The 21,987-nt window shown below is 41.1% G+C and carries 24 protein-coding genes, 2 tRNA genes and 1 other annotated feature; of the genes, 25 read left to right on the top strand and 1 reads right to left on the bottom strand.

Annotated elements, in window-relative coordinates; translation table 11 throughout:
• Nucleotide 1: 1 nt before the first annotated feature.
• The 12 genes from sdhB to ACIQXR_RS17065 all read left to right on the top strand — a co-directional run bounded on the left by sdhB (nt 2) and on the right by ACIQXR_RS17065 (nt 7,771).
• A complete protein-coding gene (sdhB, locus tag ACIQXR_RS17010) occupies nt 2-775 on the top strand; it encodes a succinate dehydrogenase iron-sulfur subunit (protein ID WP_402874562.1) in 774 nt (257 codons plus the stop codon).
• Nucleotides 776-1,015: 240 nt separating this feature from the next.
• Nucleotides 1,016-2,044 (top strand): metallophosphoesterase, encoded by a 1,029-nt coding sequence (locus ACIQXR_RS17015; protein ID WP_402874565.1) that lies wholly within the window; start codon nt 1,016-1,018, stop codon nt 2,042-2,044.
• Nucleotides 2,045-2,208: 164 nt separating this feature from the next.
• A complete protein-coding gene (locus tag ACIQXR_RS17020; RefSeq protein WP_402874569.1) occupies nt 2,209-2,673 on the top strand; it encodes an acyl-CoA thioesterase in 465 nt (154 codons plus the stop codon).
• Between the two features lie 124 nt (nt 2,674-2,797).
• Entirely contained in the window at nt 2,798-3,022 is a 225-nt protein-coding gene (locus tag ACIQXR_RS17025) for a helix-turn-helix domain-containing protein (RefSeq protein ID WP_402874572.1), read from the top strand.
• A 283-nt stretch (nt 3,023-3,305) separates the two neighbouring features.
• On the top strand, nt 3,306-4,109 hold the full coding sequence (racE, locus tag ACIQXR_RS17030; RefSeq protein ID WP_402874574.1) for a glutamate racemase: 804 nt from the start codon (nt 3,306-3,308) through the stop codon (nt 4,107-4,109).
• Nucleotides 4,110-4,247: 138 nt separating this feature from the next.
• Nucleotides 4,248-5,318, top strand: coding sequence for a GerMN domain-containing protein (locus ACIQXR_RS17035; RefSeq protein ID WP_402874577.1), 1,071 nt, complete (start codon nt 4,248-4,250; stop codon nt 5,316-5,318).
• Between the two features lie 132 nt (nt 5,319-5,450).
• On the top strand, nt 5,451-5,681 hold the full coding sequence (locus ACIQXR_RS17040) for a hypothetical protein (protein ID WP_402874579.1): 231 nt from the start codon (nt 5,451-5,453) through the stop codon (nt 5,679-5,681).
• Complete coding sequence (locus tag ACIQXR_RS17045; protein WP_402874582.1) at nt 5,681-6,292, top strand: XTP/dITP diphosphatase; 612 nt, start codon at nt 5,681-5,683, stop codon at nt 6,290-6,292. The genes ACIQXR_RS17040 and ACIQXR_RS17045 overlap by 1 nt, the downstream gene beginning before the upstream one ends.
• A gap of 2 nt (nt 6,293-6,294) precedes the next feature.
• Nucleotides 6,295-6,807, top strand: a complete 513-nt coding sequence (locus ACIQXR_RS17050) for a metallophosphoesterase family protein (protein ID WP_402874584.1) — start codon at nt 6,295-6,297, stop codon at nt 6,805-6,807.
• 161 nt (nt 6,808-6,968) lie between these two features.
• Nucleotides 6,969-7,042, top strand: a tRNA-Arg gene (locus ACIQXR_RS17055).
• Between the two features lie 156 nt (nt 7,043-7,198).
• Nucleotides 7,199-7,272: transfer RNA gene (locus ACIQXR_RS17060), tRNA-Arg, on the top strand.
• 298 nt (nt 7,273-7,570) lie between these two features.
• Complete coding sequence (locus ACIQXR_RS17065; RefSeq protein ID WP_402874587.1) at nt 7,571-7,771, top strand: hypothetical protein; 201 nt, start codon at nt 7,571-7,573, stop codon at nt 7,769-7,771.
• A 72-nt stretch (nt 7,772-7,843) separates the two neighbouring features.
• Here the strand turns inward: ACIQXR_RS17065 and ACIQXR_RS17070 are convergent, their stop codons facing one another.
• Complete coding sequence (locus tag ACIQXR_RS17070) at nt 7,844-8,107, bottom strand: hypothetical protein (protein ID WP_402874590.1); 264 nt, start codon at nt 8,105-8,107, stop codon at nt 7,844-7,846.
• A gap of 315 nt (nt 8,108-8,422) precedes the next feature.
• Between ACIQXR_RS17070 and ACIQXR_RS17075 the strand changes: the two genes are divergently transcribed.
• The 13 genes from ACIQXR_RS17075 to tig all read left to right on the top strand — a co-directional run bounded on the left by ACIQXR_RS17075 (nt 8,423) and on the right by tig (nt 21,574).
• Nucleotides 8,423-8,701 (top strand): 2TM domain-containing protein, encoded by a 279-nt coding sequence (locus tag ACIQXR_RS17075; RefSeq protein WP_402874593.1) that lies wholly within the window; start codon nt 8,423-8,425, stop codon nt 8,699-8,701.
• Between the two features lie 164 nt (nt 8,702-8,865).
• Entirely contained in the window at nt 8,866-9,045 is a 180-nt protein-coding gene (locus ACIQXR_RS17080; RefSeq protein WP_402874596.1) for a hypothetical protein, read from the top strand.
• A gap of 107 nt (nt 9,046-9,152) precedes the next feature.
• Complete coding sequence (locus tag ACIQXR_RS17085; protein ID WP_402874599.1) at nt 9,153-9,512, top strand: YidH family protein; 360 nt, start codon at nt 9,153-9,155, stop codon at nt 9,510-9,512.
• 242 nt (nt 9,513-9,754) lie between these two features.
• Complete coding sequence (locus tag ACIQXR_RS17090) at nt 9,755-10,030, top strand: GNAT family N-acetyltransferase (protein WP_402874602.1); 276 nt, start codon at nt 9,755-9,757, stop codon at nt 10,028-10,030.
• A gap of 434 nt (nt 10,031-10,464) precedes the next feature.
• Nucleotides 10,465-10,724: a binding site (T-box leader), on the top strand.
• 106 nt (nt 10,725-10,830) lie between these two features.
• Complete coding sequence (gene ilvB, locus ACIQXR_RS17095) at nt 10,831-12,546, top strand: acetolactate synthase large subunit (RefSeq protein ID WP_402874605.1); 1,716 nt, start codon at nt 10,831-10,833, stop codon at nt 12,544-12,546.
• Between the two features lie 3 nt (nt 12,547-12,549).
• The gene (gene ilvN / locus ACIQXR_RS17100) at nt 12,550-13,062 is read left to right on the top strand and encodes an acetolactate synthase small subunit (RefSeq protein WP_402874607.1); all 513 of its coding nucleotides are present in this window, start codon (nt 12,550-12,552) and stop codon (nt 13,060-13,062) included.
• Nucleotides 13,063-13,109: 47 nt separating this feature from the next.
• The gene (gene ilvC / locus ACIQXR_RS17105) at nt 13,110-14,138 is read left to right on the top strand and encodes a ketol-acid reductoisomerase (RefSeq protein WP_402874610.1); all 1,029 of its coding nucleotides are present in this window, start codon (nt 13,110-13,112) and stop codon (nt 14,136-14,138) included.
• Nucleotides 14,125-15,660 carry a 2-isopropylmalate synthase gene (locus tag ACIQXR_RS17110; protein ID WP_402874613.1) on the top strand — a complete coding sequence of 512 codons (1,536 nt, stop codon included), beginning with the start codon at nt 14,125-14,127 and terminating at the stop codon, nt 15,658-15,660. The genes ilvC and ACIQXR_RS17110 overlap by 14 nt, the downstream gene beginning before the upstream one ends.
• Before the next feature lie 15 nt (nt 15,661-15,675).
• The gene (gene leuB, locus ACIQXR_RS17115; protein WP_402874616.1) at nt 15,676-16,788 is read left to right on the top strand and encodes a 3-isopropylmalate dehydrogenase; all 1,113 of its coding nucleotides are present in this window, start codon (nt 15,676-15,678) and stop codon (nt 16,786-16,788) included.
• A gap of 69 nt (nt 16,789-16,857) precedes the next feature.
• Entirely contained in the window at nt 16,858-18,267 is a 1,410-nt protein-coding gene (leuC, locus tag ACIQXR_RS17120; RefSeq protein WP_402874619.1) for a 3-isopropylmalate dehydratase large subunit, read from the top strand.
• 30 nt (nt 18,268-18,297) lie between these two features.
• Nucleotides 18,298-18,897: a 3-isopropylmalate dehydratase small subunit gene (gene leuD / locus ACIQXR_RS17125; protein WP_402874644.1), complete on the top strand. Its 600-nt coding sequence runs from the start codon at nt 18,298-18,300 to the stop codon at nt 18,895-18,897.
• 166 nt (nt 18,898-19,063) lie between these two features.
• Nucleotides 19,064-20,095, top strand: a complete 1,032-nt coding sequence (locus ACIQXR_RS17130; protein WP_402874622.1) for a tetratricopeptide repeat protein — start codon at nt 19,064-19,066, stop codon at nt 20,093-20,095.
• A 186-nt stretch (nt 20,096-20,281) separates the two neighbouring features.
• Nucleotides 20,282-21,574, top strand: a complete 1,293-nt coding sequence (gene tig / locus ACIQXR_RS17135; protein ID WP_402874625.1) for a trigger factor — start codon at nt 20,282-20,284, stop codon at nt 21,572-21,574.
• The last annotated feature ends 413 nt before the right edge of the window (nt 21,575-21,987 follow it).

Raw genomic sequence — 21,987 nt, forward strand, 5'->3', positions numbered from 1 at the left:
AATGGTTGAAACTAAATCTGAGACTAAAACAGTTCGTTTTATTATTACTCGTCAAGATACACCGGATTCAGCTCCTTATGATGAGGAATTTGAATTAGCATACCGTCCGAATATGAACGTCATTTCCGCTTTGATGGAAATTCGTCGTAATCCGGTAACGGTAGAAGGTAAACATACAACTGCAATCGCATGGGACATGAACTGTCTTGAAGAAGTTTGTGGTGCCTGTTCAATGGTCATCAATGGTAAGCCAAGACAATCTTGTACAGCCCTTATTGACCAGTTAGAACAGCCTGTACGTCTTGCTCCAATGCGTACTTTCCCGGTTGTGCGTGACCTTCAAGTCGATCGTAGCCGTATGTTCGATTCATTGAAAAAGGTAAAAGCTTGGATTCCAATTGATGGTACGTATAATCTTGGACCAGGACCACGTATGCCAGAAAAGAAACGTCAATGGGCATATGAATTATCTAAATGTATGACTTGTGGCGTATGTTTGGAAGCTTGTCCGAACGTAAATGACAACTCCAACTTCATGGGACCACAACCATTATCACAAGTTCGTTTATTCAACGCACATCCAACTGGTGCAATGAACAAAGCAGAACGTTTAAACACAATCATGTCAGATGGCGGCCTTGCAAACTGCGGTAATTCACAAAACTGTGTGCAGTCTTGCCCTAAAGGTATTCCATTGACAACCTCGATTGCAGCGTTAAACCGTGATACTGCGATTCAACAATTCCGTAACTTCTTCGGAAGCGACGAAGTTTAATAAGTGGAATCCATACCTTTAAAGGTATGGGTTCTTTTTTGTTGGTTAGGTTACCATCGGCGAATATTCATAAAAACAACTCTTGAATTGAGAGTTGTTTTTTTTTTTGAACTTAGATCGAACGAATAAGATCATATGCGATGGTTTTAGAAAGAAGAGGTTGAAGATTCTTACGGAATTTATGTAGTATTTTTACTATGGCTAGGGAGATTCTATCTAGTAGAGGGAGGTTGCGGAAGAATGAAAACAAGATATGCGAAGTATGTTTCTTTCAGTATGACGGTTCTATTACATTTGATGGTTTCAAGTCCCTTGGCTTATTCACCGGCATCTAACGTTCAAGCGGTCACCTCATTATCGGACAAGATCATCAACTTTTCGGATAATAGGGAACTGAAAGTTACGATTCTACATACGAATGATACGCATGCACATTTAGAGAATATCCCACGTCGTTTTACCGCAATTCATCAGATAAGAAATACAAGGGAGAATACACTCTTGCTTGATGCAGGCGATGTTTTTTCAGGAGTTCGTTATTTCAATCAATTTCTTGGGCAAGCGGATATTAAATTCATGAATGAAATAGGATATGATGCCATGACACTGGGGAATCACGAATTTGATAAGTCATCAGAGGTACTTAGAAATTTCATTCGTGCTGCTGCTTTTCCATTGGTGAGTGCCAATATCGATCTTTCCAAGGATAAAAAATTAAAGAATCTTGCTCAACCTGTAATCGGTACACCTGGTAACCCTGGAGTTGTATATCCTGCGGTAATCAAGGTAGTGGACGGCCAGAAGGTTGGAATCATCGGGCTAACGACAGAGAAGACGACAATTCTTTCCAATCCTAATAAGAACATCATATTTGAAGATGCTTTTAAGCATGCTAAGGATACCGTTACATCTCTTGAAGAGAAAGGAGTGAACAAAATCATAGTCATATCTCATCTAGGATATGACCGGGACAAAGATTTGGCAAAGAACCTGGAGGGAATTGATATTATCGTTGGCAGTCATAGCCATACGAAATTGAAGAAACCAGATGTATATAATCAGGAAAAGGAACCAACCTTGATTGTCCAGGCAGGTAAGCATGGTAAATACCTAGGAGATCTTGATTTGACGTTTGATGAATCAGGCAAATTGATAAAATGGAAAGGCAAACTCATCAATATCATGAAGAAAGATCAAGAGGGTGACTTTTTATATCAGGAAGATGAGTGGGCCAAGAAGTATTTAGAGGAATTGAAATCGCTGAAATGAAGGGGGGAAGAGACAACTGTTTCTTCCTTTTTCCTTTATAGGTCGATTGTTTCCCTTTAGACCCTAAAGTATATTTATTATAAGTAAATTAGAAATATCTTCCCATTTTTTCTTTTTTCTTATAAAATGAATGAATAGTCATTCATTAAGGAGGAGTTCTCACAGTGAGTAGAATATCATATATCGATAATATAAAAGAGTGGAGCAATGGATTTTCTTTTAAGCATGAGATTAAAGTCCGTTTTTCAGAAACTGACATGTTCGGACACCTCAATAATACGGTTCCATTCACTTACTTTGAAGAGGCACGGATCGAGTATTTCAATAGTATGGGTTTCATGGTGGACTGGTCTTCGGCAGAAAGTGATGAAATTCCGGTTGTTGCCGATTTACAATGTGATTATATTCAGCAGGTGTTTTTTAACGAACAACTGACGATCCATGTGAAAGCGGCCCACGTGGGCAACTCATCGGTGGATATTCATTATATGGGAACGAAAGAGGATGGGACGATTTGCCTCACTGGGAGGGGAACGGTTGTCCAAGTATCGAAAACGACCGGGAAGCCGGTGCCACTGGCTGAAGAAATGAAAAAGTGGATGTCAAAAACAAGTGTCAAACAACTTTAAAAGTAAAATTTCAATTAGACAAGTAAATGAGTCACTCCCTTGCCCTAGCCGACATACTATATCTTGACTAAATAGACACCCACTCCGGGTTTTATGCTGGTGAAGGCAAGGAGGGTAACATTACTTGAAGGAGAACGAATTCACTCATAAGCCACTACTCACCAAAAGAGAAAAAGAAGTATTTGAGTTACTAGTACAAGACAAAACAACAAAAGATATCGCAGGTGAATTGTTTATTAGCGAAAAAACAGTTCGAAACCACATTTCGAATGCGATGCAGAAGCTTGGAGTCAAAGGACGTTCACAGGCAGTTATAGAGCTCCTTCGTATGGGAGAACTTAAGCTATAATGTGTTGCTTTATTAATACGTAAGCCTTATATATCTTTACTCTCCCGTTCATTTGCAGCATATAAGGAAGGGTGAAACATTTCCATGTTTCCACTTCTTTGGATGCTGCTTATTTTTTATGAGAAGGTTTTCCTGGGCTCGTAAAACTTCTGTCTTGAAATTTATTTCACTTTCTCCCAAAATGGTAGTATGATAAGTTTCAGGAAGTAAGCGAGAAGCTTAGGTATAGGTTTTCTTCATAGAGAATATCATCATGAAATGAAAGAAAAATGAGGCGAGATTTTTGAAACAACCAATTGGAATTATTGATTCGGGTGTCGGTGGCTTGACTGTGGCTAAAGAAGTCATGCGCCAGTTACCGAATGAAAATATAATATACTTAGGCGATACGGCCAGATGCCCGTATGGACCAAGGTCAAAAAAGGATGTCAAAAACTTCACATGGCAGATGACCCGGTTCCTGATGAAACAGGATATCAAAATGCTAATTATAGCCTGTAATACAGCAACTGCAGCAGTGCTGGATGAAATCAGGGCGATTCTTCCGATTCCTGTACTCGGTGTCATCCTTCCAGGGGCAAGGGCAGCTTTAAAGGTTTCTAATTCCCTACATATTGGCGTGATTGGTACAGAGGGAACGGTGAAGAGCAAAGCCTATGACGATGCACTCGTTTCCATAAACTCGGGTGTGGAAGTGGATAGTTTAGCCTGTCCGAAATTTGTCCCAATTGTGGAAAGCGGAGAGTTTCAGGGGGAAATCGTCGAAAGGGTCGTGGCGCAAACGTTGAAGCCGTTAAAGAAAATCAACATTGATACGCTCATTCTCGGTTGTACCCACTATCCTCACTTAGGACCCGTGATTTCGAAGTTCATGGGGGATAAGGTACAAGTCATTTCCTCTGGGGAAGAGACGGCCCGTGAAGCGAGTGTCATTTTGGATTACTACCGACTAAGCAATAGAAGCAAAAGGGTTCCTGTGCACCGTTTCTATACAACGGGTTCTAAAGATATATTTGGTGCAATCGCATCGAGTTGGCTCGGCATAGAAATTGATACGATAGAGACCATCAAGATCGACCATCTATAAGACTTCCATATGGAGGTCTTTTTGGTTTGGATGAATGGGCGGGTGGCGGTAGTTGCCTAAAGAGAAAGGAAAATAATTGGTCTATTTTTGCCTAGGGCTCGTATAAATAGGAGTACAAACTGTCCTAGGAGTGATTTTATGTCCAATAAATCAAAAGTAACAGCAGCAGTGACAATCCTGGCTTCTTCTCTTTTTCTTTCTGGCTGTGGCTTGTTCGGAGCGGGCGAGAAAACGGAAATCGATCCCCCTAAGGATGTTTCTTTAGTGGAGGATGAATCTTCATTGGAAGAGCCGAAAGGGGAGCAACAGCCTGTAGATGAAGGAGAAAAGGCGTCAACTGAAAGTACAGTTAAGACCGAGCTTTATTTAATTGATAAAAGTGGATATGTAGTTCCGCAAACAATGGAGCTTCCTAAATCTGAAGCGGTCGCAAAACAGGCATTGGACTATTTAGTGAATAATGGACCTGTCACAGATAAGCTGCCAAATGGGTTCCGCGCAGTGATTCCGGCAGATACGTCGATAAGTGTAAACATAAAGGAAGGTGTGGCTGTTGCCGATTTTTCACCAGAGTTTAAAAACTATCAAAAGGAGGATGAACTCAAGATCCTGCAAGCCATCACCTGGACTCTGACCCAATTTGATTCGGTCGATAAAATCCAATTGAGGATCAATGGGGAAGATATATCGGAAATGCCGGTAAATGGTACGCCGATCGATGATAATATCTCCCGTGCTTCAGGAATCAATGTCGATGCAAGTGATGTGGTCGATATCTCTAACTCGAAAGCTGTCACGGTCTATTACATCGGTGGGGACGAGGAGTATTCTTATTATGTACCAGTGACACGCAGGGTCAGTGAAACGGAGTCGGATAACGTGACAGCGGCCATTCAGGAATTAACGAAGGGGCCGGCAGGTTCTAACTTGCAAACAAGCTTCATGAGTGACGTAGCGTTGCTTGATCAGCCTAAGGTTGCGGATGGTAAGGTCGTCCTGAACTTCAATGAAAATATACTTGGAAGCTTCAAGGAGAAAAAGGTTTCCCAGGATGTACTTGATGCCCTGGTTTTATCACTAACGGAGCAAAAAGGAATTGAAAGCGTGGAAGTTCATGTTAAGGGGAGTGCAGACCTTCTAAATGAAGAAGGTAAGCCATTATCGGAACCAGTAATCCGTCCTGAAAAGGTGAACACAGGTAGTTTTTAAAGAAACGAGTTGATACCTATAAAAAATGGAGGCAGGCTTTCAGCTGCCTCTTATTCTATTTTTCAAAATAGAGAGGATTTATTTCTAAAAAGTAACCTCATAAGTTTCCGGATTATTGAAGAAGCTGAATTTATGATAAAATTAACTTATCAAATAAAGTTCGATCTTCCTTGTGGTCATCAAGCTGTCCCGACAGGAAGCGGAGAACGAAGTGAACTACGAGTGAGGAACATACTTAATATTTACATAAGACAAGCACCCAATTTACTTGTTCGAACGATGAATAAGTCCATATCGTATTCGGAAGTCAAAGGGGCAAGAGGGAACTCAGTGAAGATAAACGAAAAGGATGAGATGAATTGATGAAAACAGTGATTATTGCGACGAAGAATAAAGGAAAGGCCAACGAATTCAAGAACATGTTTGCGGCAAAAGGTTATGAAGTCAAGACTCTCCTCGACCTGCCGGATGCACCGGATGTCGAGGAAACTGGAACGACGTTCGAAGAGAATGCAATTCTTAAAGCGGAAGCGATTGCCCATAAGGTAGGCCACTTTGTCCTCGCAGACGACTCGGGGCTGATCGTAGATGCGTTAGACGGCCGACCTGGCGTATATTCTGCCCGTTATGCCGGTGAAGATAAGGTTGATGAAGCGAACACGGAAAAAGTATTGAGGGAACTAGAGGGTGTACCAGAGGAGGAAAGAACGGCTAGGTTCTATTGCGCATTGGCATTGGCCTCTCCCAATCAAGAAACGATAACGGTTTCAGGTACGATGGAAGGTTTCATTACGAAGCAACCGATAGGAACCAATGGATTTGGCTATGACCCAATCTTTTTTGTGAAAGAACAGGGCAAAACAAATGCTGAATTGACAAAAGAAGAAAAAAATAATATCAGTCACCGTGCAAACGCATTGAAAGCGTTGGATGAGAAATTGGAAGAATTCCTTAAACGGGAAGAAGGAATGTGATCATGAAGGTCCTGATAATGAGTGATAGCCACGGGCTTACTCATGAAATAAGCATGATCACCGCTCGTCATAAACAAGAAGTCACAGCGATGATACATTGTGGAGATTCGGAACTTGAAAGCAAGGATCCACTTTTGAGAGGGTATTTAGCGGTACGTGGGAACTGTGACCATGATCATGCCTTTCCTAACGATCTCATTCAAGACATTGCTGGCAAACGCTTCTTCATTACCCATGGACATCTGTATAATATTAAGATGACACTGATGAACTTATCATATAAAAGTGAAGAATCCGGTGCTGATATCGTTTGTTTTGGGCATTCTCACGCAGCGGGATCTGAACGTATCGATGGAAGGTTATTCATCAATCCTGGCAGTATTCGCCAGCCTCGGGGGCGAAAAGAAAAAACGTATGTAATTTTGTCTATTGAAGAAAACGTACTTGAAATCACGTATTACGATCTTGAAGGAAACACGGTCGAGGAACTAAATAAAGCTTATAAAACCAACTGACTTAAGGTATAATGAACAGGAAGCATTCTGTGCTTCCTGTCTGCAAAAAAAATTATTAAAACCATTGACTTTCTTTTAATATGCTAATATAATAAGAATTGTCCTAAGGGATCTTAAGTAAGGTTAATACATAAGTGTTACCGCAACTTATATCATAAAATGTCTCAGTAGCTCAGCTGGATAGAGCAACGCCCTTCTAAGGCGTCGGTCGGGAGTTCGAATCTCTCCTGGGACACTACCAAACAGTCAAATCCTTTTAGGGTTTGGCTGTTTTTTTATTGAATATAAATCTTCTGGTGAAAATAAAAAAATGTTGACTTTTCTATTATATTTCACTATAATAAGAGTTGTCTTAAATGACCAAGAATTTTCATACATAGTGTTACACAATGTCTCAGTAGCTCAGCTGGATAGAGCAACGCCCTTCTAAGGCGTCGGTCGGGAGTTCGAATCTCTCCTGGGACACTATCAAAAACAGCCAAGGCCTTTTATAGGGTTTGGCTGTTTTTTCGTTATATAAAGGTTTGTCATGGCATTTTATAATGATATGTTTGTTTCCCCTATCATTATTCCCATAGGATTCAAGAGGGGAACATTTCACTAGAGGATATGGATGAAGAATACTGTTGATCATGGAGACAATGATTTGAGGCCATAGATCTATTGCCTTTTAGTTTCTTTTCTAACTTGTTTATATTTCTATTTTTAGAGAAGGTGGATTCTCTTTTATGTCGAACTGTATAAGAATAAGGGAGATGTTTAGATGAATAAAGATAGCTTATTTAAATTCATTCAAACTTCCACGCGAGGGAATTTCTTTTCAGTAGAGATAGCCCAAGATGGAACCAAAGTAGTTCAAATGGCCAAGGAGTTAGAACAAGAAGGCAGAATCAAACTAAGAGAGTGTAAGTCGCAAAATCAAGGCGTTTACCTTGAAGGCATCCTTAAATTCATTCCTAGTTAATACCATCGGTTCAGTTAGGAAGAGGAAAAAAGCATCCAACGAGTTGGATGCTTTTTTCTGTGTCTGATTCATTCAATTCTTATTTAACGTTTCGCGGTTTTTATTGATGATTTCACGGTTTTTGATTATGGCGGTATTTATTTCTTCAAGCGGTGTTCGGATGACATCTTGTTCATTTTCAAATGGTGTGAGATTAGATTGATCTTTCAATAATATATCAATGGTATCGCGTAACTGAAGCATTGATATATTGAATTTTTCCGAAACGCCTTGTAGGGCTTTATGTATTTCAGGGTTCTGGATAGAAGAAACAACCTTTCCGGAATCAGAGTTCAATAATATATCCTCCTCTAAAGCTTGATGTGAATATACATAGCTTATTATTGAGATATGGTAATTATACATGGAAGACATGTTTTTTTCATGGGGAATTAAACTCAATTTGGATTTCATGCAGAATAAAATATTATAGGAGGATATTATTAGACCAGCTGCTAATTTCATCAAGAGGGTGTGAAAGGGATGAGATCCTCTCTTGAGTGAGTAACGGGAAGGCGTCGCTATATAGATCTGATTTCGATAATGGTAAATAAAGTAAATTAAAAGTATAATGAAAAAGTGAGTTTGTGTTTTGATGAAGGAGGCGTAGCGATGGAAAAGGATGAAAGCTATTTGAAAGCAAAAAAAAGGGTGGAGAAATTAAAGGGTTTTTATATCCATTTAATCGTTTACATCTTGGTGAATCTTTTGCTTATAATGATAAACTTATTGACCGACGCTAGTTATTTGTGGTTTCTCTATCCCCTTGGCGGCTGGGGAATCGGAATCCTTATACATGGTTTAACAACGTTTGCGAGCGGGAACTTCGGGTCGCAATGGGAAGAAAGAAAAATTAAAGAATATATGAAAAAAGATAATAAGGACCTTTAATAAATACTTGTAACTAAGGAGGCTATATTGGCTTCTTTATTTAATTTGGCTCGATAATAAAAGTTGAAACTTTGACTTTATCAAGATTTTGGACCATTTGTCTTTTGAATATAGTAAAATGGAGGCTAAGAGCTTAATAAATAATCATTTTATAGGAGTTGCTCATGAAACAGTTTGGTTGGTTTGTAACGGGAATCGGGGTTTTGATCGCATTGTTTGCCCTGCTTTATCCCTTGAATGTTATCAGTAAAACAGTTTGCATATATTTACTGCTCGGAGGATCGGGTCTTATGTTCGTTGGATCTATGTTTAGGGCCTTTTCCCTTCTTAAGAGAAGCGAATAATGACCGGTTGGGTTGATATAGTAGGGTGACTCTATGTACAATTGAGGAGTCTCCTAAATATCAGCCTTTTTTTAGGGGAGATTTTTGAAAAAATAAGGTGATGAAAAATGGACAAGAACCAATTGAAATATGCACAACAGCATTTGGCCAATGAACGAACTTTTTTGGCGTGGATCCGAACTGTGATTGCAATTGTGGGGGTGGGTTTTCTAACAACAAGTTTGCATTTTACGATAGGTGTGTACCGAGATGCCCGAATCGATTTGATCAGTATCGTGCTTGGGATGTTCACCTGCTTTTTGGGTCTAGTGATCACCATATTGGCAACGGTGAGTTATCTTCAGAAGAAGAAGCAAATTAATGAGGAGACCTTCAAGCCTTCCTCGGCCCAAGTCATTCTCATTGCGGTCTTTATGCTCATCTTGCTATTGATGGTCATTTTATATTTTCTTTTTATCAAACTATAACCATTTGTCCTATTTGTTAGGGCTTTTTTTTATGGGGTGTTGCTGGTTATTTTCTTTACGTGATAACGGAAGTTGGCTAAATAAAAGAAATAAGAAAACTTTTTTCTGTTTACAATCCTCTAGTATAGGTTAGAAGTAAGGGGAGGGCTCACTCAGATTTATAAAGTCTATGTGAATTCCAATTATTTGTTTAGTAACCAGATTATGATATATGATAAGGGGTATAAAAGGAGGTCATCAAGATGGTAGATATCCAAAAAGGTGAAGGGTCATTTTTTGTCAAGGACTCTGGTGAAAAGCTAGCTGAAATTACGTTCTTTAAATCAGGTGATCACGAAATCACGGTGGATCATACGGTTGTATCCGACAAACTACGCGGACAGAAGGTTGGGAATGCGCTTGTTGAAAAAGTGATTGAACTAGCGCGTAATGAAAATCTTAAAATCGTTCCGGAATGTACATTCGTTCAAAAGCAATTTGAAAAAAATGAAGCATATGAAGATGTATTGGCTAAGTAACGATATAGGGCTGGACTCTAGGAAAAGGAATGGATTACCATTCCTTTTCCTAGAGTCCAGCCTTTTCCCTTTGTTTTTTATAAAGTGTCTGGGGGAGGGTGCCAAGGGGACACCGCTTCTTGTAATTACCAATAAAATGCAGAAACACCCTTTCAAAATAAACATCGGTTGCAGGCAAATTGGATGTTTGGTATGAATATGGAATGCATTATGCTTTAGTTTGTATTTTTTTTCATTATTTTCAAACTAAAAAAATATTTTTTTAAAATGTGAAAATAGGATAATGGTAGGGATGAAAGCGCATACAATAAAACTTATAATTTAGAATTGTCTAAAAATTCATTAAATACCTGTTGACTACACTCCAAAATGCGAGTAAGATAATCTCAAATACAAGACATCAAACATTAGCGTTTCAAAAAAATATGAATAATGAGAAAACATTGAAAAGGATAAGTAGTCTTTTTTCAAGACATTCACAGAGAGCCGGGTTGCTGAGAACCGGTATTGTCCCAAAAGATGAACTCACCTTGGAGTTTCAGCTTGAACGTTATACTAGTAGGGCTGAACGGGTGCGTACCAGTACCCGTTACCAAAACAGAGAATAGTTGTATACTATTCAAAGTGCGCATGGAAGTTCATGCGAAAAAGGGTGGTACCGTGGAGCGGCTGATTAAGTCTTTTCACCCCTTTAACTTGCTAAGTGCAAGTACATTTGGGGTGAAAAGGCTTTTTTGTATGCCTAAAAATCCGAATATTTTGAATTTAATCGAGTGAGAAAGCGGAGGAGGTCTTTACGAATGACACAAAAAGCAGTAGTGGCTGATCGAAAAAGTGGAAAGACACATTATAGTGGTGCCGAATTTTTGATGGAAGCATTGAAAAAGGAAAATGTTGAAGTCATCTTTGGGTACCCTGGTGGTTCTGTATTGCCGATATATGACAAGCTTTATAGTTCAAAGCTTTTTCATATCTTGACACGACATGAGCAGGGTGCAATCCACGCAGCAGAAGGGTACGCCAGGATTACTGGCAAACCGGGAGTGGTCATTGTAACGTCCGGTCCTGGAGCAACGAACATTGTAACCGGCCTAGCGGACGCAATGATTGATTCTCTTCCACTTGTTGTTATTTCGGGTCAGGTAGCTACTAGCGTAATTGGTTCGGATGCCTTTCAGGAGGCAGATGTACTCGGGATTACAACCCCAATTACAAAACATAACTATCAAGTGAGAAAGCCGGAAGACCTCCCACGTATCATCAAAGAAGCATTTTATATCGCTTCAAGCGGACGACCGGGACCTGTTTTAATAGATATTCCTAAAGACATGGCAATCTTGGAAGGGGTAGCGACGGAAGAGGATCCAGTGATGGACCTGCCAGGCTATCAGCCAACGACAAAGCCGAATTACTTACAAATAAGAAAGCTTGTTGAAGCGGTAAGTGGTGCGAAAAGGCCCGTCATCCTTGCTGGAGCAGGTGTCCTTCATGCAAAGGCATCTCATCTCTTGAAGGAATATGCCGAACAACAAGGCATACCAGTAGTTCACACCCTCCTTGGCCTTGGTGGTTTCCCAGCCGAGCATCCGCAATTTATTGGAATGGGTGGCATGCATGGTAGTTTTGCGGCAAACATGGCGTTATCGAAATGTGATCTGTTGATTAATGTGGGGGCAAGGTTCGATGATCGCTTGACCGGAAACTTAGCCAAATTTGCACAATATGCAACTGTTGCCCATATCGATATTGATCCAGCGGAAATCGGAAAGAATGTACCAACCAAGATTCCTGTAGTCGGCAGCGCAAAAGAAGCTTTAACGGAGTTGATTGCCCAAAGTGGTAAAAAGCCTGACATTACGGAATGGACTGAACAGTTGAATGAGTGGAATGCAGAATTCCCATTACGTTATACCCAAGAAGAAGGGGTGCTGAAACCTCAACGTGTCATTCAAATGCTCCATGAAAAAACGAAGGGGGAAGCCATTGTCACGACGGATGTTGGTCAGCATCAAATGTGGGCGGCCCAGTACTATCCATTTAACAAGCCTAATTCATGGGTCACATCCGGTGGCCTGGGTACGATGGGCTTTGGCTTACCGTCCGCACTTGGAGCACAAATGGCCAATCCAAAAGCGACAGTTCTTTCGATATCTGGCGATGGTGGTTTTCAGATGTGCCTTCAAGAACTTTCGGTCATTGCGGAAATGAATCTGCCGATTAAGATCATCATCATTAATAACGGTGCGCTTGGAATGGTAAGGCAATGGCAGGAACTCTTCCATGACAATCGCTTTTCACACAGTGTTTTCCAGTCTCAACCCAATTTCGTTAAATTGGCTGAAGCATATGGAATTCCAGGGTTTAAAGCGACTACCGAGGAAGAAGCCAATGCATGCCTCGATGAAGCATTCACGATAGATGGACCGGTTTTGATCGATTTCCGTGTCAAACAAATGGAAAATGTCTTTCCGATGGTAGCATCAGGAAAAGGGCTGGATGAAATGGAAGGAGTTTAAGCAATGAGGGGAATTCTTAGCCTTACCGTGAACAATAGACCAGGCGTCCTTAACCGGATCACGAACCTGTTCACGAAAAGGAATTATAACATTGAAAGCATGACAGTCGGGCAATCCGAGCAGGAGGGCATTTCAAGGATGACCTTCGTGGTCGATGTTGATGACGAAACGGTCATTGAGCAAATCACAAAGCAATTAAATAAGCAGATAGAAGTGCTTAAAGTGATTGATATCACGAATCAATCGATTGTAGCCAGGGAACTGGCGCTCATCAAGATATTGGTGACAAGCCAGACCCGACCTGAAATCTATTCGGTAATTGAGCCTTTCCGGGCCTCTGTTATAGATGTAAGTAAAGATAGCCTGACGGTTCAAATCACTGGGGAATCAGACAAAATCGAAGCCTTCATTGAACTGATCAAACCGTATGGCATCAAAGAGTTGGCAAGAACCGGGACGGCGGCCTTCCCTCGCGGAATGCAGTTGTCACATGCAAAAAGCGCAACAATCGTATAAAAACAACCAAAAAAAACTATGGATATGAAAAGGGAGATGTATTAATAATGGCAAAAGTATATTATAACGCAGAAGCAAACGAGAATTTTTTCAACAATAAAAAGGTAGCGGTAATCGGATACGGTTCACAAGGACACGCACATGCTCAAAACTTACGTGATAGCGGTGTGGATGTAATCATCGGAATCAGAAAAGGTAAATCATTCGATAAAGCTGTAGAAGATGGATTCAATGTATATACAGTTAAAGAAGCGGCAGAACAAGCAGATGTAATCATGAACCTTTTACCAGATGAAACGCAACCAAAAGTATACCAAGAAGAAATCAAACCTGTGTTGCATGCAGGTCAAGCATTAATGTTCGCACACGGATTCAACGTTCACTTTAACCAAATTGTCCCACCAGCCGACGTGGATGTATTATTAGTGGCTCCAAAAGGTCCAGGACATCTTGTTCGCCGTACATATGAACAAGGTGCAGGGGTACCGGCATTATTCGCAATCTACCAAGATGTGACGGGTGAAGCAAGAGAATTGGCACTTGCTTACGCTAGAGGAATCGGAGCACTAAGAGCGGGTGGATTGGAAACGACATTCCAAGAAGAAACAGAAACAGATCTTTTTGGAGAACAGGCAGTGCTTTGTGGCGGATTGACTTCCCTTGTAAAAGCTGGGTTTGAAACATTGACGGAAGCTGGATACCAACCGGAAGTTGCATACTTCGAGTGTTTACATGAATTGAAATTAATCATCGACCTTATGTATGAAGGCGGTATGGAAAATATGCGTTATTCCATCTCTGATACGGCTCAATGGGGAGATTTCGTTTCAGGACCACGCGTTGTGACAGAGACGACAAAAGAAGCGATGAAAGCCATTTTAAAAGACATCCAAGACGGGGAATTCGCAAAAGGATGGATCCTAGAAAACCAAGCGAATCGTCCAGTCTTCAATGCTATCAATAACCGTGAAAACAAACACCAAATCGAAGTGGTAGGTCGTGAATTAAGAAAAATGATGCCATTCGTCAAACCTCAACAAACAGAGAAAGAAGTGGTAGCCGTTGCGAAAAATTAATATTTTTGAAACAACACTTCGTGATGGGGAGCAATCGGCCGGTGTGAACTTGAATTTTACCGAAAAGCTGGAAATTGCTTATCAGCTTGAAAGGCTTGGTGTGGATATCATCGAAGCCGGTTTTCCGGCAGCATCCAAAGGGGACTTCAATTCCGTACAGGAAATCGCGCGCAAAATCAGAAACAGCTCTGTTACAGGGCTGGCGCGCGCTGTAAAGGGAGACATTGACGCTGCGTGGGACTCATTGAAAGTCGGAGCAGAACCAAGGTTGCATACATTCATCGCCACGTCTCCGATCCACCGTCAATACAAGTTGAAAATGTCAAAAGAACAAGTGATTGAAAAATCAGTTGCCATGGTCAAGTATGGGGCAGAGCGTTTCCCAATCGTACAATGGTCTGCCGAAGATGCCAGTCGAACTGAACTTGACTATCTGGCTGAAATAGTCGAAGCGGTCATTCAGGCGGGGGCGAAGGTTATCAACATTCCGGATACAGTGGGATATGCCGCCCCGATTGAATACGGAAACATCTTCCGTTACCTACGTGAAAATGTTCCTTCCATCGATAAGGTGAGCCTATCGGCTCACTGCCATGATGATCTTGGAATGGCAACAGCTAACTCATTGGCTGCCATTGAAGGTGGGGCTACCCAAGTCGAGGGAACGATAAATGGAATTGGCGAACGTGCCGGCAATGTGGCCCTTGAAGAAGTGGCGATGGCTCTTTATATCCGAAAAGATTTCTATCAGGCGGAGACGGGTCTTGTCTTGAATGAAATCAAAAGAGCTAGTGATCTGGTTAGTCGTTTAACGGGAATGCAGGTACCTGCAAATAAAGCCATTATCGGGGCCAATGCCTATGCGCATGAATCCGGGATTCACCAAGATGGCATGTTGAAAGAAAAAACGACGTATGAAATTATCTCACCGGATCTGGTCGGTGTGTCTGCCAATTCGCTTGTTCTAGGTAAGCATTCTGGACGGCATGCTTTCAAAGAGAGATTACAAGAATTGAATTTCTCTGTAACGGATGAAGAAATGAATTCTTTATTTGTCCAGTTCAAAGAATTGGCGGATAACAAGAAAACCATGACGGACGAAGATATCGTAGCTCTTGTCCTTGAAGAAAAAGCGACGGATATCAGTTTTTATGACCTGATTTCCTTCCAAATATCTCATGGTACCCATCAAGTTGCCACGGCAACGGTTACGTTGAAAAAAGGCGATAGTGAAGAAATACAGGAAGCGGCAACGGGTGCTGGTAGTGTTGAGGCCCTCTATAACACGCTTGAAAGATGTTTGGGTAGTCAAATCAACCTCCAGGATTACAGAATCCAATCTGTGGGAGCTGGGATGGATGCCTTAGCACAAGTTTTCGTAAAAATCGATTACAACGGTGTGGAAACGAGTGGACGTGGATTGGACCAGGACGTATTGGAAGCCTCGGCAAAAGCTTATTTAAACGCGGTGAACCGTGTAGTCATCATGAAGGAATTAGAAGAAAAAGCAGTCATGCAGTAGGAAGGGGAGATTTCGATGAAAAGGAATATTGCGGTGCTTCAAGGAGATGGCATCGGTAAAGAAGTGACTAGAGGCGCTGTAGAAATTCTTGAAGCCGTTGCTCAACGGTACGGGCATGATTTTGAATTTCAATATGGCGAAATTGGTGGTAGCGCTATCGATAACACGGGATCGCCACTACCGGACGGGACAGTAGAGATTTGCAAGAATAGCGACGCGGTATTATTAGGGGCGGTCGGGGGACCGAAGTGGGACACTCAACCTGCGCACCTAAGGCCAGAGCGTGGTTTATTGAAAATCCGCAAAGACCTGAATCTCTATGCTAACATCCGGCCAATTAGCTATTATTCCAGCTTGTCGGAGTCTTCACCTCTTAAAAAGGAATTCATTGAAGATGTCGATTTCGTTATTGTACGCGAGCTGACGGGTGGCCTTTATTTCGGGAAGCCGAGTGAGCGGGTGGAACGAGAAGGGAAGGATGCGGTCGTCGATACCCTTTTTTATCAGAAAGATGAAATGAAGCGCATCATTGAACTTGCATTTAAATTAGCCTCTGACCGCAAGAAAAAAGTGACATCGGTCGACAAAGCCAATGTCCTGGAATCCAGTCGGATGTGGCGTGAAACGGCTGAAGAAATCGCCAAAGATTATCCAGAAGTGGAACTTGAACACATGCTTGTTGATAATGCTGCGATGCAGCTCATAAAGAATCCGAAACAATTTGACGTTATCGTGACGGAAAATATGTTTGGTGACATTTTAAGCGATGAAGCATCCGTCTTGACTGGTTCACTTGGCATGTTGCCTTCCGCTTCGATCTCTACGGAAGGTCCCAATTTATATGAACCGATCCACGGATCTGCCCCTGATATTGCAGGAAAAAATCTAGCAAATCCTATTGGGACGATTTTATCGGCAGCATCGTTGTTACGCCTATCATTCGGATTGGAAAATGAGGCCGACGCGGTCGAGCAAGCGGTGGAAACGGTACTGAACTATGGACTAAGAACCGGTGATATTGCTAATGGTCAATCATCAATCACGACGACGACAGAAATGATTGCCCAAATAAAAGCAACTCTATTAGACCAGGAAGCCATCTCCAACATCATGGGAGCTTATGCATAACCTTCTTTCACGGCCTAAATCTAGGCCGTGTTTTTTAAAAAAATATAAAATTGATCGAGGTGGATATAAGTGGGTAAATCTATAATTGAAAAAATATGGGATCGCCATATTATATATGAAGAGGAAAATAAACCGGATTTATTGTATATAGATCTTCAATATATTCATGAAGTAACATCCCCTCAAGCATTCGAAGGTTTGAGATTGAAAGGGCGTAAAGTAAGAAGGCCCGACCGGACTTTCGCAACAATGGACCATAATGTGCCTACTATAAATCGCCATTTCATTTCGGATGATATTGCAAGAAAACAGTTGGAGGCACTCGATAAAAACTGTAAGGAATTCGGTATCCGTCTTGCTGACCTAGACAGCCCAGAACAAGGAATCGTTCATGTCATCGGTCCGGAATTAGGTCTTACACAACCTGGTATGACGATTGTTTGCGGGGACAGCCATACATCTACGCATGGGGCGTTCGGATCGATTGCTTTCGGGATCGGAACAAGTGAAGTGGAGCATGTTTTGGCCACTCAATCCCTATGGCAGACTAAACCAAAAACGCTCAAGCTTGAGGTTAATGGGAAACTCGGTCATGGAGTCATGGCGAAAGATGTCATTTTATATGTTATATCCAAATTCGGTGTCGACTTTGGGACAGGACATATCATTGAATATTGTGGGGAAGTTTTCGATGCCATGTCAATGGAAGAAAGAATGACCGTATGTAATATGTCAATCGAAGGCGGTGCTCGTGCTGGGCTAGTGGCACCAGATGAAACGACCTTCTCCTATTTGAAAGGTCGTAAATATGTTTCAAAAGGTGAAGAGTTTGAGCGTTGCGTTCAGGACTGGAAGGCACTTGTTAGTGACGCAGATGCGGTTTATGACCGGGAAATCGTCCTTGATGGCAGTTTGATTTCGCCAATGGTCAGCTGGGGAACAAATCCGGGCATGGCTAGTGGAGTGGATGAACGGGTACCGACTTTTGCAGAGGATATCACTAATACGAAGGAACTCGGCCGCGCGCTTGAATATATGGGACTTCAAGAAGGAATGGCGATTACGGATATTCCGGTTCAACATGTATTTATCGGTTCTTGTACCAATTCCAGAATTGAAGATTTACGTCAGGCTGCTGAAATGATTGAAGGCAGGACGGTTCATAAAGGTGTTCGAGCAATGGTGGTACCAGGCTCACAAAGTGTCAAGAAGCAAGCGGAAGATGAAGGATTGGATGAAATTTTTAAATCGTCAGGCTTTGAATGGCGGGAATCAGGTTGTAGCATGTGCTTGAGCATGAACCCGGATGCGGTGCCTCCTGGTGAACACTGTGCCTCCACGAGTAACAGGAATTTCGAGGGACGACAAGGGGCAGGGGCCAGGACCCATTTAGTAAGTCCAGCCATGGCAGCGGCTGCGGCCATATACGGGAAGTTCGTTGATATAAGAAACTTGAAAAAAGCTGAGAGAGTTCAGTAAATACAAATTAATAGGAGGTGCACAATGGAAATGGAACCCATTACTATATATAAAGGAAGAGCGGCGGCACTAAATCGGAAAAATGTGGATACCGATCAAATCATTCCAAAGCAATTTTTAAAACGGATTGAACGAAGCGGCTTTGGCGAATTCCTGTTCTATAACTGGCGCTTTGATGAAGAAGGAAATGAACGCCCTGATTTTGAATTGAATCAGCCTCAAAATCGTGATACCTCGATTTTGATTGCGGGTGAAAACTTTGGCTGTGGATCATCAAGGGAGCATGCACCATGGTCGTTGAAAGATTATGGTTTCGATATTGTCATCGCACCATCTTATGCCGACATATTCAAAAGCAACTGCATGAAGAATGGAATGGTTCCCATCGCATTAAACCATGAGCAAGTCCAGTACCTGATGGAGAGGGCCGCTTCCCCTGATTATGAACTGACTGTCGATTTACCGAATCAAACGGTGAAAGATGGCCAAGGGTTTGAAGCAAGCTTCGAGATTCATCCATATTGGAAGGAAATGCTCGTCAAAGGCTGGGACGAAATATCGATCACCCTTCAATATGATGAGAAAATAGCAGCTTATGAAAAGCAAAAAGATGCAGTTTCTAATGCGTAATGAATTCAAAAAAAGGCTTCCTATCCAATAAAATAGGAAGCTCTTTTTTGTGGAGTTTTAAATTACATATAAGTGGAATGGATACCTTGGAAGGTGACTGTTTTTTGAATTTCATTCTATTACATGCTAAACTATTTTCCAAAAGCGAACGGCGAGGTGAATATTGATGGTTGGGAAACATGGAAAGAGCACAGAGGATCCGAAGGTCGTCCCATTTCCTAATCTAGGGGAACGGTTAATCATAAAGGGCCTCGACGAGCTTGGAAAAAGGAACTTTAAAGACGCAGCCCGGCTCTTCAGTCAAGCACGGGAATTTGAGCCGGATAATGATGAAGTATGTATGGGCCTTGTCGTTTCCCTGGTTGAGCTCGAGTATTATGAAGAGTCCAAAGAATTGTGCCAAGAGATGCTTAATAAAGGAATCGGTGACTATTTCCAATTGATTAACATCTATTTAATGGTGCTACTCCAATTGAATGAACATCAGGAAATGATTACGACAATTGAACTTTTATTTGATGAAAACCAGATCCCCTTCGACAAAGAGGAGCATTTTGAAAAGATGCTTCACTTCAGCAAGCGGGCCCTTGAAGATAAAAAAGAGGAAACCGAAAGGGAATTACAGCTGCGGGAAGAAGAATTACAGAAGGAAGAGTTATTCGCAGGGAAATCGGATAAAGAAATGCTACTTGTGATTTCTAAACTTACGAATCTTAATATTCGACCTTTTGTCCCCCAAATCGAGCAGTTTCTTCAAGACCGTGATGGACACCCATTTTTTAAAACGATGCTATTAAACATCCTTATAGACCAGGAGTATAATGAAGAAGTAACCGTTTGGAAGTTCACGCAGTCCAAGATTGTCAATCCAAAAGAGCTGGTAACCTTGAAGGAAACAAGCTTCCATAAAACGATCATGAACCTGACAGAAGAGGAAATCAGTCATAAAAATCCGAGTTTATTTGAAATGGTGCACAGCCTAATTGAGCGGCATTCCTTTTTATTGTATCCATTCGAACCAGAATCAGATATGATACCGGCATGGGCGGCTGCCTATCATGCGTTAGCCGAAGAGTACATGACAGGGGAAGATAGGATCCAAGAAATAGCGAATAGTTATTCCGTTGATGGGGAAGCGGTTACGAATATTCTAGCCACTATAAAAGAAATCGAAGAAATTTCTTATCCCATTATTTAACCTATTGCTGTTGTAACGGTTTGAACCTGTGTTATAATGTAGTGGTTGTAATGTATAATCGTCTAATTTTGACGAATTCCCAATTTTTTTCTTGGGTATATTTGAAGGATGACTTGTTAACACTTGCAAAGCATATTCATCCAATGCTTATTATTGAAGTATATAGATCTTTTTGGAGGGAAACACATGTCTGTAAAATGGGAAAAACAAGAAGGTAATCAAGGCGTATTAACAATCGAAGTAGAAGCTGTAAAAGTAAACGAAGGTTTAGACGCAGCATTCAAAAAAGTAGTTAAACAAGTAAACGTACCTGGCTTCCGTAAAGGTAAAATGCCACGTCAAATGTTCGAAAAGAAATTCGGCGTAGAATCATTATATCAAGATGCTCTTGATTTCATCCTTCCTGATGCATATGCAAATGCTGTCGAAGAAGCTGGAATTCAGCCTGTAGATCGTCCAGAAATCGACATCGAGAAAATGGAAAAAGGCGAAAACCTAATCTTCACGGCTACTGTAACAGTTAAGCCTGAAGTTAAATTAGGAGATTACAAAGGTGTTGAAGTGGAAAAATTCAATACTGAAGTAACTGACGAAGACGTTGATAACGAATTGAAATCAATGCAAGAACGTCAAGCTGAACTTGTCGTTAAAGAAGAAGGGCAAGCTGCAGAAGGCGATACAGTCGTTCTTGATTTTGAAGGATTCGTTGATGGTGAAGCATTCGAAGGCGGAGCTTCAGAAAACCATTCACTAGAAATCGGTTCTAACTCATTCATCCCTGGTTTCGAAGAGCAACTTATTGGTCTTGAAACTGGCGCTGAAAAAGACATCGAAGTTACATTCCCTGAAGAATACCATGCTGCTGAACTTGCAGGTAAACCAGCTGTATTCAAAGTGAAAATTCACGAAATCAAAACAAAACAACTTCCTGAGTTGGATGATGAATTCGCGAAAGACGTTGACGAAGAAGTTGAAACGTTAGCTGAACTTAAAGAAAAAACAAAACATAAATTAGAGCATGACAAAAAACACGAAGAAGAAAACTTCGTACAAAACACTGTAATCGGTAAAGCTGTTGAAGGTGCAGAAATGGACATTCCTGAAGCTATGATTTCTAACGAAGTAGACCGCATGATGAATGAGTTCTCTCAACGCATTCAATCTCAAGGCCTAAACTTAGAACTTTACTACCAATTCTCAGGTCAAGACGAAGAAGCATTAAAAGCACAAATGAAAGAAGAAGCTGAAGGACAAGTTCGTACAAGCTTGACTCTTGAAGCTATCGCTGAAGCTGAAAAAATTGAAGCAACTGATGAAGACGTTGAAGCTGAACTTGCAGAAATGGCTACAATGTACAACATGGAAGTTGAAGCAATCAAACAAGCTCTTGGAAACTTAGAAAGCATCAAAGGCGATCTTAAAATTAAGAAAGCAATTGACTTCTTAGTGGAAAACAGCAAAACTGTTGAAGCAAAATAATTTATTTTAAGTAAGTGTTTACTAATATTTTCTTCAAAGAAACAAGGCGCGAGTAATCGTGCCTTGTTTTATACATATTAAGAATTTGTTGGTAATTTTAACTATCGGATAGTTTCTGATTGATTTTTTTTTCATTTCAGTGTAGATTAATTCTAATGCTGCATATACATATTTATACAGAAAAACCTTATTTTAAAAACCGAAAAGTTTGGACATACTGGTAAATGGAAACATACATATGAAATGAAAATTTGTACTTATTGGACAACTTGTGGGTGAGCGTTTTTGTTACAAAATTTCCAAGAACGTGATAGAATGCAAAACATACTAGGAATTTTGGAACGCTAAAGTATTTGTGTGTCTTTCCTATAGTGGATTTGACACCTTTACATCACTAGAGTTGGAAGAGTATT

The organism is Peribacillus sp. NPDC097224 (genome assembly GCF_044761985.1).
GTDB lineage: Bacteria > Bacillota > Bacilli > Bacillales > DSM-1321 > Peribacillus.